Raw genomic sequence first — 11,467 nt, forward strand, 5'->3', positions numbered from 1 at the left:
CCGGGGTGCCCCCCCCCAACCAAACCCCCCCCCCCCCTTGGGGGGGTGCCGGGGGGCCCTCCCCGCCCGGGGGCGCCAACCCCCCCCCCCACACCCCCTTGCTACTTGTTGACCAGCTCGGGATGCTTGGCCAGGTACGGCGCCGGGTCCCCGGCCGCCACCGCGCGCAGGAAGCCGCGTCCGGTCGCGGTGAGCTGTTCGCCGATGTAGCCGCCCCCGCTGTAGACGCCGTCACCGGGCAGGCCGACCAGGGTCAGGCTGCTGGGGGTGAGGTCGCGCAGCGCGTACGCGTACTCGATCGGGGTCCGCTGCCCGGAGAAGACCAGCGTGTCGCCCAGCGCGTCCAGCACCGCCTGCAGTTTGGCCTGGTCGGTCGCCAGACCGGCGTCCTCGGCCTTGGTGAGCAGCGCCTTGACGAGCTGCCGCTGGTGGCGCTGCCGGGTGTAGTCGCCGCCGGCGGTGTAGCGCTGGCGGGCGTAGTCGATGGCCTGCCAGCCGACCAGCTTGCGGGTGCCGGGCAGGTAGGTGGCCTGCGGGCCGACGTAGCCGCCACCGCCGGAGCGCAGCGTGCGCAGGCTGCCGTCGGGGCGGCGGTGCTGGGAGACGACCTTCTGGTCGATCTTGAGGGTGACGCCGCCGAGCGCGTCGGTGAGCTTGCTGAGGCCGGCGAAGGTCAGCACCGCGCCGGCGTCGAACTCCTTGATGCCGGTGTACTTGGAGATGGTCCGGGCGAGCAGTTCGTAGCCCTGCGCCACGTTCGCCTTGTCGGTGCCCTTGACCTTGGCGCCGTCGCTCATCGCCTCGGTGAGTTTGTGCCGTCCGCCGCCGTAGCCGTTCTTGGCGAACGCCGGCACGTCGACCCGCAGGTCCCGGGGCAGTGAGTAGAGGTAGCCCTTGCGCAGGTCGGCGTCGACGTGCAGCAGCATGATGGCGTCGGCGTGCGGCTGCCAGTCCGGGATCGTCGTGCGGGTGTCGACGCCGAGGATCAGCAGGTCGAGGGGGCCTTGCAGGTCGGCGCCGGGCGGTGGTGCGGGGCTTGCGGACGTCGGCGGCACCAGTGCCGGCGCCGAGCTGGGCGCAGCCACCGGATCGGGCTCGTCCGTGCCGCCGCGCAGGGCCACGACGATGCCCACGCCGGCCAGCAGCAGCACCACGACCACGCCGGCCGCGGCCCAGAGAAGCCTGTTAGTCCGCATGCTGGAACAGTAGGGGACGCTCACCACGTGCTCAATGCCTCGGTGATCTCGCGTGGTGGAACGGGGCATGGACATCGGCAAGATCGGCCGTACGCTGACCGCCGCGATTGCCGAGGCGGCGGTCGGACACGGGGAGGCACGTCCTAGATGAAGCACGTCACACGGCGGATAACCGTCGGGGCGCTGTCGGCCGTGGTGGTCGCGACGATGGCCGGGGTCACCACCTGGGCCCTCGCCGCCGAGACCCCCGCCGAGCTGCCGGTGCGGTTGATCGTCGGCACCAAGCTGGGCGCGGACACCGCGGCCCCGCTGCGCACCGTTTCCAGCATGGGCGTGCGAGCCCTGGACACCGCCGGCCCGGCCCAGCAGGCGATGGCCAGTCTGCGCGCGCACACCCTCGAGGTGTCCGCGGCGCGCAGCGCGAAGGTCATCGCGGCCCTGCGCAGCGACCCGGCCGTGGCGTACGTCGAGGTCGACCACGTGCGCAAGGTGTCCGACGTGACCCCGGACGACCCGATGTACACCGAGGGCCACCAGGGCGAGATCGACCAGGTGCGGCTGCCCGCGGCGTGGGAGACCACCACCGGGGACGCCGTCAAGATCGCCGTGCTGGACACCGGCGTGGCGAAGGTCGGCGACCTGACCGGCGCGGTCACCGGCGGCTGGAACTACGTCAGCAACAACAGCAACACCACCGACGACGCCGGCCACGGCACCACGGTCGCCTCGATCATCGCGGCCCGGGGCGACAACGGCGTCGGCATGGCCGGTGGCTGCTGGAGCTGCGTGATCCTGCCGGTCAAGGTGCTGGACCGCAACGGCAACGGCTACGACAGCGTGATCGCCAAGGGCATCGTGTACGCCGCCGACCAGGGCGCGAAGATCATCAACATGTCGCTCGGCGGCTCCGACTACAGCAAGGCCCTCTCCGACGCGGTCGCGTACGCGAACCGCAAGGGCGTGCTGGTCGTCGCCGCGGCGGGCAACGCCGGCAACACCTCCAGCCGCAACACCAAGATGTACCCGGCCGCCCTGACCGACGTGGTGGCCGTCGGCGCCACCGCCAAGGGTTCCGACGCCCGCGCCAGTTTCTCCAGCTACAACAAGTCGGGCGACTCCTGGGTCGACATGGCCGCCCCGGGCGTCATCACCGGCATGGACCGCTACGGCGTCTACCACACCGACCAGGAGGGCACCTCCTTCGCGGCGCCGATGGTCGCCGGTGCGGCCGGCCTGATCAAGACGGTGCACCCGGCGTACACGGGCTGGTCGTTGCAGCTCTCGCTGCTCTCCTCGGCCCGGCCGATCGGCAGCTGGAACAAGTTCGGCATGCTCGACGCGGCCAAGGCCCTGACCATCGCCACCGACGTCACGCCGCCGGCGATCACGGGCATGGCCCCGCGGGCCGGCTCGCTCAACCGGGCCACGATCACGGTCACCCCGCACGGCGTCGCGGACGGTGGGTCGCGGATCAGCAAGGTCAACCTGTACGCGGACGGCGTCTACAAGGCCCAGAGCTTCACCGCGCCGTACACGCTGAAGTACAACAGCGCCGGGCGCAACGGCACCGTGAAGCTGCAGCTGCGGGTCTACGACAAGGCCGGCAACGAGACCCGGTACGACCGCTCGATCGTGGTGGACAACGGGCTGCCGGCGGTCAAGATCACCAGCGCGCCGAAGAACAAGGCGAAGGTCAAGGGCACGGTACGGATCAAGGCCACCGCCTCCGACGCCAACGGGGTACGCCGGGTCGAGCTGCTGATCAACGGCAAGGTGAAGTCGCAGGACACCTCCTCGCCGTACGCGTTCTCGTTCACCGCGTCGAAGCAGCCGAACCCGATGAAGGTCCAGATCCGGGCGACCGACAACGCCGGCAACGTCAGGCTCGACACGGCCCGCACGTACACGCGCTGACCGTCCCTGATCGGAAGCCCTCGCCGGGCGCTCTCGGCGAGGGCTTCTCTGCTCCCGGAAAGCACCCGGACCGGTCCGACGGTTCGCCGCCTCGGCGCCGACCGTGGGGGCATGAATCTGCGCGCCTTGACTGTCGGTCTCCTGGTAGGTGGCATCGCCCTGACGGGCGGCAGCCCGGCCGTGGCGGCGCCGGTGGACGACGAGGCGCCGGTCTCGCTGATCGTCGGTCTGCGCACCGACGCCGACGTGGTCGGCACCCTGGAGCGCAGCGTCGACGTGGTGGCCAGTGAGCCGCTGGCCGGCGCGGTCACCGTCGACGTCCCGGCCGACCAGGTGGGCGAGGCCGCCGACGCGTTGCGCGCCGACCCGGCCGTCGCCTACGTGGAACGCGACCAGGTCGCCCGGATCGCCGCGGTGCGCCCGGACGATCCCGCGTTCGGCAACCAGTGGGGCGTCAAGAAGACGCACGTCGACATCGCTTGGGAGACCACCCGGGGTTCCGCCGCGATCGTCGTCGCGGTCGTGGACACCGGCGTGAAGGTGCTGCCGGACCTCGCCGGCCGGGTGCTGCCCGGTCGTGACTTCGTCAACAACGACAGCAACGCCACCGACGACCAGGGGCACGGCACCATGACCGCGGGCGTGATCGCGGCCCGCGGTGACAACCGCACCGGGATCGCCGGGATCTGCTGGACCTGCCAGATCCTGCCGGTGAAGGTGCTCAACGCCAAGGGCTCCGGCTCGTACAGCGACATCGCGCAGGGGGTGCGCTGGTCGGCCGACCAGGGCGCCGACATCATCAACCTCTCACTCGGCGGTGCCGCCGACAGCCGGCTGCTGCGGGACGCGGTGGCCTACGCGACCGGCAAGGGCGCGCTGGTGATCGCCGCCGCGGGCAACGACGGCAGTTCGGCCCCGCACTACCCGGCCGCCATCCCGGCCGCGCTGGCCGTGGGCGCCTCCACCTCCACCGACAGCCGCTACTCGTGGTCCAACTACGGCCGGAGCTGGGTCGACATCGCGGCACCGGGCTGCAACCCGGCGCAGGCGCGCAACGGCGTCGTCGGCAACTTCTGCGGTACGTCGTCGGCCACCCCGTTCATCTCCGGTGTCGCCGCCCTGCTCGCCTCGACCTCGCCCACCCCGACCGCGGCGGTCATCCGGACGGCGCTGACCACCTCGGCCCACGGCATCGCCGGCACCTGGATCCCGACGTCCTCCGGCCGGGTCGACGCGGCCGCCGCCCTGGCCTCGCTGCCGGTCACCGACGACTCGGTGCAGCCGGCCACGTCCTTCCTGACGCCCGGCGGCAACGCGCTGGTGCACGGGACGGTCACCGTGGCGGCGAGGGCGACCGACGACATCGGCATCGCCAAGGTGCAGCTGCTCGCCGACGGTGTCGTGGTGGGCACCGACCGGGTGGCGCCGTACAGCTTCTCGTGGAAGACCGGGGTGCGGCGCAAGGCCGTCACGCTCGGGCTGCGGGCGTACGACCGCGGCGGCAACGTGACCAGTGCCACCCGCCGGGTCACGGTCGACAACTGGGGTCCGTCGGTGCAGATCACCGGCGGCCCGGCCGGCGGCACCCGGCACGTGCGCAAGACCAAGTACGTGACCGCCACGGCCTCCGACAGCAACGGCGTGAGCCGGCTGGAACTGCTGGTCAACGGCAAGGTCACCCAGCGGTACGCGGGCAGCACCCACACGTTCGCGGTGCAGACCTGGAAGCACGGCGCGGTCCTGACCGTGCGGGTACGCGCCTACGACAAGGCCGGCAACGCGCGGTACGCCCCGGCCCGGAAGTGGTACCGCTGACGCCGGTAAACTCGCGCTCCATGAGCACACCCCGCCCGGTTCTCGTTGTCGACTTCGGTGCCCAGTACGCCCAGCTGATCGCCCGGCGGGTCCGTGAGGCGCGGGTCTACTCGGAGATCGTGCCGCACTCGATGCCGGTCGCCGAGATGCTGGCCAAGAACCCGGCGGCGATCATCCTGTCCGGCGGACCGTCCTCGGTGTACGAGCCGGGCGCCCCGGTGCTGGACGCCACCCTGTTCGACAACGACGTCCCGGTCTTCGGCATCTGCTACGGCTTCCAGGCCATGGCCCAGGCGCTGGGCGGCACGGTCGCGCACACCGGCTCGCGCGAGTACGGCCGTACCCTGCTCACCCCGGACTCCGCGGCCGGCACCCTGCTCCGCGAGCTCCCCGCCGGCCTGCCGGTCTGGATGTCGCACGGCGACTCGGTGACCGAGGCCCCGGCGGGCTTCGCGGTCACCGCCTCCTCGGCCGGCGCCCCGGTGGCGGCCTTCGAGAACCTGGTCTCCAAGCGGGCCGGTGTGCAGTTCCACCCCGAGGTGGCGCACACCGAGCAGGGCCAGGAGATGCTCCAGCGTTTCCTGTACGACATCGCCGGCCTCGAGCCGACCTGGACGTCGTCCAACATCATCGAGGACCAGGTCGCCGCGATCCGCGCGCAGGTCGGCGACAAGCAGGTCATCTGCGGGCTGTCCGGCGGCGTCGACTCGGCGGTGGCCGCGGCGCTGGTGCACAAGGCGATCGGGGACCAGCTCACCTGCATCTTCGTCGACCACGGCCTGCTGCGGGCCGGCGAGGCCGAGCAGGTCGAGAAGGACTACGTGGCCGCGACGGGCATCCGGCTCAAGGTGGTGGAGGCCGCCGACCAGTTCCTCGGGCACCTGGCGGGCGTCACCGATCCGGAGCAGAAGCGCAAGATCATCGGCCGGGAGTTCATCCGGACGTTCGAGGCGGCCGCCCGCGAGCTCGACGCCGAACGGCACATCGAGTTCCTGGTCCAGGGCACGCTCTACCCGGACGTGGTGGAGTCCGGCGGCGGCACCGGCACCGCCAACATCAAGTCCCACCACAACGTCGGTGGCCTGCCCGATGATCTCCAGTTCGCCCTGATCGAGCCGTTGCGCACGCTGTTCAAGGACGAGGTGCGCGCGCTCGGCACCGAGCTGGGCCTGCCCGAGGAGATGGTGCAGCGGCACCCGTTCCCGGGTCCCGGCCTGGCCATCCGGATCATCGGCGCGGTCGACCGGCACCGGCTCGACGTGCTGCGCGCGGCCGACCTGATCGCCCGCGAGGAGCTGACCGCGGCCGGCCTGGACCGCGACGTGTGGCAGTTCCCGGTGGTGCTGCTAGCCGACGTGCGCAGCGTGGGCGTGCAGGGCGACGGGCGCACCTACGGGCACCCGGTGGTGCTGCGCCCGGTCTCCAGCGAGGACGCCATGACGGCGGACTGGTCCCGCCTGCCCTACGACGTGATCGCCAAGATCTCCACCCGCGTCACCAACGAGGTGCCGGAGGTCAACCGGGTCGTCCTGGACGTCACCAGCAAGCCCCCGGGCACCATCGAGTGGGAGTGAGTCACGGCGCGGTCGGCGGCTGACCCCAGGTGGGGTCGGCCGGGTCGCGCCACACCGGCTCGGCCGGTGCGGGCTCCTCGGGCATCAGGAACCAGGCGATCGGGTACGCCAGCAGCGCCGTGCCCCAGGTGAGGGCGGCGAGCACGACGAAGCCGACCCGGATCAGCACCGGGTCGACGGCCAGGTAACGGCCGAGGCCGCTGCAGACGCCCGCCACGATGCGGTCGTCGAGCGGGCGGCGGAGCTGCTTGTAAGGGGCGACAGTCGGTGTAGTCATGCTCCAAGAGTGGGCCTGCGGGGTGCCTCGCCGCCTCGGTGACTGCCCCGATACCGACCCTGATTCGGGTCCCCGGGATGGGTGATTCGGGGGCATTGCTGACTGTTACTGCCCGCCTGCGCTCCGTGCGGAGAACCGCCCTGATCAGCGATTACTGTGGGCTATCGTCCTGTCAGGAATCCGACAGTTGTTGCTCGGAGGTAACATAAACCGGGCAAGATGCCGCCCGTGACCCCCGCACTGGAGCCGCTCCGCAGGATCGCGGCATACGCCGTCGCGACCGATCCCCAAGGCCGCGTCCTACTCGTCCGCGCCTCGACCCGCTCGGGCACCCCCGGCGTCTGGTCCCTGCCCGGCGGTGCCGTCGACCACGGCGAGGACCCCAACCACACTGTCGTGCGGGAAACCGCCGCGGAGACGGGCCTGTCCGTCGCCGTGAGCGGCCTGCGCGACGTGCTCGCCGACATGCGGTCGCTGCCGCACCGCGGCGTCACCATCCACACCGACCGCCTGATCTACGAGGTGACCGTCCGCGGCGGCAACCTCTACGACCGCGTCGGCCAGCCCACCGACCTCGCCCGCTGGCACACCCTGGCCGAGGCCGAGAAGCTGCGCCTGCGGCCCTTCACGGCCGCCGCCCTGGGCCTGTCCGCCGCGTCGGCCGACCTGCGGCCCGAGGAGGTGCCGGACTTCCCGTCCTTCTACGCCGTCGCCGGCCCGGACGGGCTGCACCGCGCGCAGCGCTTCGCGGCGTACGCGATCGCCACCGATCCGCACGACCGGCTGTTGCTCACCCGGATCGCCCCCGGCTACCCGGGCGCGGGCTGCTGGCACCTGCCCGGCGGCGGCACCGACTACGGCGAGCAGCCGGGCACCGCGCTGATCCGCGAGCTGGTCGAGGAGACCGGCCAGGAGGGCCGCCTGATCGAGCTGCTCGGGGTGGCGAGCCACCGCGACGCGGCCTCGCTGGGCCCCGAGGGCTACCCGATCGACTGGCACGGCGTCCGCGCCTTCTACCGGGTCTTCGTCGACGCGCCCACCGAGGTCGTCGTCAAGGATGTCGGCGGATCCACGTCCGAGGCCTGCTGGATGGCCCTCAAGGAGGTCGCCCAGCTGCCGGCGGACCAGCTGACCGAGGTGACGGCCGAGGCACTGCGGGCGGCGCGGCTAGCCTGAGGGGTGTGAAGGTCAGACGAATCGGCGCGTACGGCCTGTGCCGCGACGCCGCCGGCCGGGTCCTGCTCGCCCGCAACTCCCACCTGTCGGCGTTCCCCGGGCTGTGGACCCTGCCCGGGGGCGGCGTCGAGCAGGGTGAACACCCCGACGACACGGTCGTCCGGGAGTTCGCCGAGGAGACGGGCCTGACCGTACGCGTGACGGGCCTCCGTTCCGTGACCGCCGACGTGTTCCGGCTGCCGACGACAGATACGTGGGAACACACCGACCGGATCATCTACGACGTGGAACCGGTCGGCGGCAGCCTGCGCAACGAGGCCGAGGGCACCACCGAAGTGGTCGACTGGGTCGATCCGGCCGGCCTGCCGCTGATGCCGTTCACCGCGGTGGTGCTCGGGCGGGCGGGGACCCCTTCCGACGTACCGGATGATTCGGACGAAGCGGTCGCCCGGACGCCCGGCAAGGGTCAGCGTTTCGGCGCGTACGGGCTGGTCACGGACCCGGCGGGACGGATCCTGCTGACCCGGATCGCCGAGGGCTACCCGGGCGCGGGGCTCTGGCACCTGCCCGGCGGCGGCACCGACCACGGCGAGCTGCCGGAGGCCGCGCTGGCCCGGGAGATCCTGGAGGAGACCGGGCAACACGGACGGGTGACCGGCCTGCTGGGCGCCTCGCACCGGTACGACCCGGCCGCGCTGGGTCCGGAAGGGGTGCCGGTCGACTGGCACGTCGTCCGGGTCCTGTTCCGGGTGCAGGTGGACGAGCCGACCGAACCGGAGGTCGTCGAGGCCGCGGGCGGCTCCACCGCCGAGGCCGGCTGGTTCGATCCGGGCACGCTCCGTGATCTCCCGTTGACGGAGGTCACCCGGGAGATGGTCGCCCGGCTCGCCGCCGAAACGGCTCATCGGTGATCGCTCTGGTGAGCCTCGGTTAGACTCGTCACAGGGCCAGGCAGTGAACGTGCCTCCCTCGCCCGTCGGAGGATGAAAACTCCAGAGGACGTCGTTGCACAAGGCGGTCGATGAGGTCTGCGAGGTCTATCGCCAAGACCGCTCGGCTATGCGATTGTGTAACCCGCCCAAATGACTGTCCGTAGACGTACGGGCGAAGGGCAGCACCCCGTGACGGCTCATGCCGGCGGGCACCCGACCCCAAGATGGAGGAGCACGTGCCGAGAACCCCTTGGCGCCGGCGTCGTACGACGGATAGTCCCCGTCCCGCCGGACGTCGTTGGGCAGGCCGGCTGCGCCGTGGCGGAACCCTCGCCCGGCAGGCCCTGTTGGTGCGCGTGGGGCGCAGGTCCGGCGACGCCGGTCGAGCCGCCACCGCCACCCGGGCCGAGGTGATCTACACCGGCACTGAGCTCGTCCCGTCCCCGTACGGCCGCGGTCGCACGGTCGCCACCTCCGGCAGCCACGGCCCCGCGGTCATGGCCCAGCCGGTCGTGGTCGAGGCCGACTCCGCCTCCCTGCTGCCCGGCGCGCACACCCTGCGCCGCCGGATCAGCTTCGCGCTCGTCAACGCGTGCACCCTGGCCAGCCTCGGCCTGGGCCTGCTGGCGATCTTCCTGGCCATGCAGGGCGACCCCCGGATCGCGGCGGTCTGCCTGGTGGCCTGCGTCGGCTTCGACGGGCTCGACGGCGCCCTGGCCCGCCGGCTGGGCGTCTCCAGCCCGTTCGGCGCGCAGATGGACTCGCTGGCCGACATGTGCTCGTTCGGCCTGGCCGCGCCGGTCGTGGTCTACGCCGCGCTGTCGCACACCGTGCCGACCGCCTTCGCGGCCGTCGCCTGCATGCTGGTGGCCGGCTGCGCCGCGATCCGGCTGGCCCGCTTCAACGTCTCGCCCAAGGACGGCAAGTTCTTCTCCGGCGTGCCGACCACCCTGGTGGCGGCGGTGCTGGCGCTGACCGTGCTGATCGAGCTGCCGCTGCCGGGCATCGCGGTGGTGGGTGGCGTGGCGCTGCTGGCGTTCGCGATGGTGTCCAGCTTCCCGTACGCGAAGCTGGCCCGGCTCGTGAAGCTGCCGCCGTGGCTGTGGCTGCTGCCGATCGTGGGCGCGCTGGTGGACCCGCGACTGACGTTCGTCCTGCTCGTGGGGGCGTACGTGCTCAGCGGCCCGCTGATGTGGATGCGCGCCAAGCGGATTTGATCTTCTGAGGCGTAAAAGGGCCGGCCCGCACGGGCCGGCCCTTTTTACGTCGGATCACTACTTCCAGCGGGCGATGACCGAGCTCGCGCCGATGACCTTGTCACCCACGGCGACGACCGCCTCGGCGCGGTCCGCCGGCAGGTAGACGTCCGTGCGGGAACCGAAACGGATCAGGCCCATCCGCTCACCCTTGGCCACCAGGGTGCCGACCGGCGTGCGCTGCACGATCCGCCGGGCGATCAGGCCGGTGCGCTGGGCCACCACGACCGTGCCGTGGTCGGTGTCCAGCACCGTGTACGCCGCCACGTTGTGCTCGGCGGCCGCGGTCATGGCGTTGGCGTAGCCGCCGTCGATCACGAAGTAGTCCGTCACCCGGCCGGCCACCGGCACCCGGTTGACGTGCACGTCCAGCACCGACAGGAACACGGCGATGCGCAGGAACTCGCCCGTGCCCAGGCGCTCGTCGGTGAGCCGCTCCACGGAGAGCACCCGGCCGTCACTGGCGGCCACCACGGCGTTCGCCTCGGTGGGCACATCACGCTCGGGGTCCCGGAAGAACGCCGCGACCGGAGCCGCCGCCAGCGCCGGGAGCAGCCACAACTTCGACTTCGGCCGCAGCGTACGGGCCAGCCCGGCCAGGCCCAGCGCGATGCCGGCGGCCGCGACCCCGTTGGAGTCGATGTGCATGGACCGGGTGACCGGCACGCTCGACGGCCGGTACGCCGGGGCCAGCGTCGCGGCCACCTTGGTGTCGGCCTGGCTGAAGCGCAGCTTGTGCACGCGCAGCGGCGGCTGGTTGCGGGTCACCAGGTCGGTGCCGACCCCGAAGAGGGCGCTCTGCCGGAAAAGCTCGGCGGCGGCGCCTCCGGTGCGTCCGGGGACCGCCGGGGTCGCCACGGAGACCACAGCGCCCTCGGTGAGGTACTTGGACAGGCTCTCCAGGACCGCCCGGGCCTCCTCGGCGGTGCCGGTGAGCGGCTCGCCCAGGATGACCACGTCGGCCGGGTCGGCCTCGGCCGCGGAGTCGACGATCCGGACCCGGTCGGCGATCCAGCTGCCCAGCCCGGTGATGTGGTCCCGCAGCAGCTCAGCGGTGCTGCGCTCGCCGGCGACCAGGGTCAGGGTGTCGCCGGGCAGCAACGCCTCGACGGCGGCGGCGACCACGGTCGAGGCGTGATCGGCCCCGATGACCAGGGCGGTCGTGGCGGCGTTGTGACGGGCGAACTCGGCGGTGAGGGCGCGCGCGGCACGCGGCCCGACGCCGGTCACGGGTGCGGTGGACACGGCGGGAAACGGCGTCATGGCGGTGCGGGCTCCTCGCGCTGTCGGGATTTCCTCTGCTCGGAGAGCATATTGCGCCGGTCGC

The 11,467-nt window shown here is 72.2% G+C and carries 9 protein-coding genes; 6 read left to right on the forward strand and 3 right to left on the reverse strand.

The window, feature by feature from the left end; translation table 11 throughout:
- Positions 1-101: 101 nt before the first annotated feature.
- Positions 102-1,196, reverse strand: coding sequence for an LCP family protein (locus tag AB0C29_RS15965; protein WP_360820774.1), 1,095 nt, complete (start codon positions 1,194-1,196; stop codon positions 102-104).
- Positions 1,197-1,343: 147 nt separating this feature from the next.
- On the opposite strand from AB0C29_RS15965, the gene AB0C29_RS15970 reads away from it, so the two are divergent.
- The 3 genes from AB0C29_RS15970 (at position 1,344) to guaA (ending at position 6,499) form a co-directional block, all read left to right on the forward strand.
- Positions 1,344-3,110 (forward strand): S8 family serine peptidase, encoded by a 1,767-nt coding sequence (locus tag AB0C29_RS15970; RefSeq protein ID WP_360820775.1) that lies wholly within the window; start codon positions 1,344-1,346, stop codon positions 3,108-3,110.
- A gap of 111 nt (positions 3,111-3,221) precedes the next feature.
- Positions 3,222-4,925: a S8 family serine peptidase gene (locus AB0C29_RS15975; RefSeq protein WP_360820777.1), complete on the forward strand. Its 1,704-nt coding sequence runs from the start codon at positions 3,222-3,224 to the stop codon at positions 4,923-4,925.
- Between the two features lie 20 nt (positions 4,926-4,945).
- Positions 4,946-6,499 (forward strand): glutamine-hydrolyzing GMP synthase, encoded by a 1,554-nt coding sequence (gene guaA / locus AB0C29_RS15980; protein WP_360820779.1) that lies wholly within the window; start codon positions 4,946-4,948, stop codon positions 6,497-6,499.
- Between the two features lies 1 nt (position 6,500).
- Here guaA and AB0C29_RS15985 read toward each other — a convergent pair whose 3' ends face one another.
- On the reverse strand, positions 6,501-6,776 hold the full coding sequence (locus AB0C29_RS15985; RefSeq protein WP_360820781.1) for a PspC domain-containing protein: 276 nt from the start codon (positions 6,774-6,776) through the stop codon (positions 6,501-6,503).
- Positions 6,777-7,004: 228 nt separating this feature from the next.
- Between AB0C29_RS15985 and AB0C29_RS15990 the strand changes: the two genes are divergently transcribed.
- From AB0C29_RS15990 to AB0C29_RS16000, 3 genes are all read left to right on the forward strand, one after another.
- Complete coding sequence (locus AB0C29_RS15990; RefSeq protein WP_360556029.1) at positions 7,005-7,952, forward strand: NUDIX domain-containing protein; 948 nt, start codon at positions 7,005-7,007, stop codon at positions 7,950-7,952.
- A 5-nt stretch (positions 7,953-7,957) separates the two neighbouring features.
- The gene (locus AB0C29_RS15995) at positions 7,958-8,863 is read left to right on the forward strand and encodes an NUDIX domain-containing protein (RefSeq protein ID WP_360820783.1); all 906 of its coding nucleotides are present in this window, start codon (positions 7,958-7,960) and stop codon (positions 8,861-8,863) included.
- Between the two features lie 332 nt (positions 8,864-9,195).
- Entirely contained in the window at positions 9,196-10,101 is a 906-nt protein-coding gene (locus AB0C29_RS16000; protein ID WP_360820787.1) for a CDP-alcohol phosphatidyltransferase family protein, read from the forward strand.
- A gap of 57 nt (positions 10,102-10,158) precedes the next feature.
- Here AB0C29_RS16000 and AB0C29_RS16005 read toward each other — a convergent pair whose 3' ends face one another.
- A complete protein-coding gene (locus AB0C29_RS16005) occupies positions 10,159-11,403 on the reverse strand; it encodes a phosphatidylserine decarboxylase (protein ID WP_360820785.1) in 1,245 nt (414 codons plus the stop codon).
- Positions 11,404-11,467 lie beyond the last annotated feature (64 nt).

This window comes from Actinoplanes sp. NPDC048791, from assembly GCF_040650095.1.
Classification (GTDB): Bacteria; Actinomycetota; Actinomycetes; order Mycobacteriales; family Micromonosporaceae; genus Actinoplanes.

What these genes read in the sequence shown, in the direction of transcription:
- AB0C29_RS16005 (WP_360820785.1), bottom strand. Translation starts at nt 11,403, where the DNA reads ATGACGCCGTTTCCCGCCGTGTCCACCGCACCCGTGACCGGCGTCGGG.
- AB0C29_RS15975 (WP_360820777.1), top strand. Translation starts at nt 3,222, where the DNA reads ATGAATCTGCGCGCCTTGACTGTCGGTCTCCTGGTAGGTGGCATCGCC.
- guaA (WP_360820779.1), top strand. Translation starts at nt 4,946, where the DNA reads ATGAGCACACCCCGCCCGGTTCTCGTTGTCGACTTCGGTGCCCAGTAC.
- AB0C29_RS15970 (WP_360820775.1), top strand. Translation starts at nt 1,344, where the DNA reads ATGAAGCACGTCACACGGCGGATAACCGTCGGGGCGCTGTCGGCCGTG.
- AB0C29_RS15965 (WP_360820774.1), bottom strand. Translation starts at nt 1,196, where the DNA reads ATGCGGACTAACAGGCTTCTCTGGGCCGCGGCCGGCGTGGTCGTGGTG.
- AB0C29_RS15985 (WP_360820781.1), bottom strand. Translation starts at nt 6,776, where the DNA reads ATGACTACACCGACTGTCGCCCCTTACAAGCAGCTCCGCCGCCCGCTC.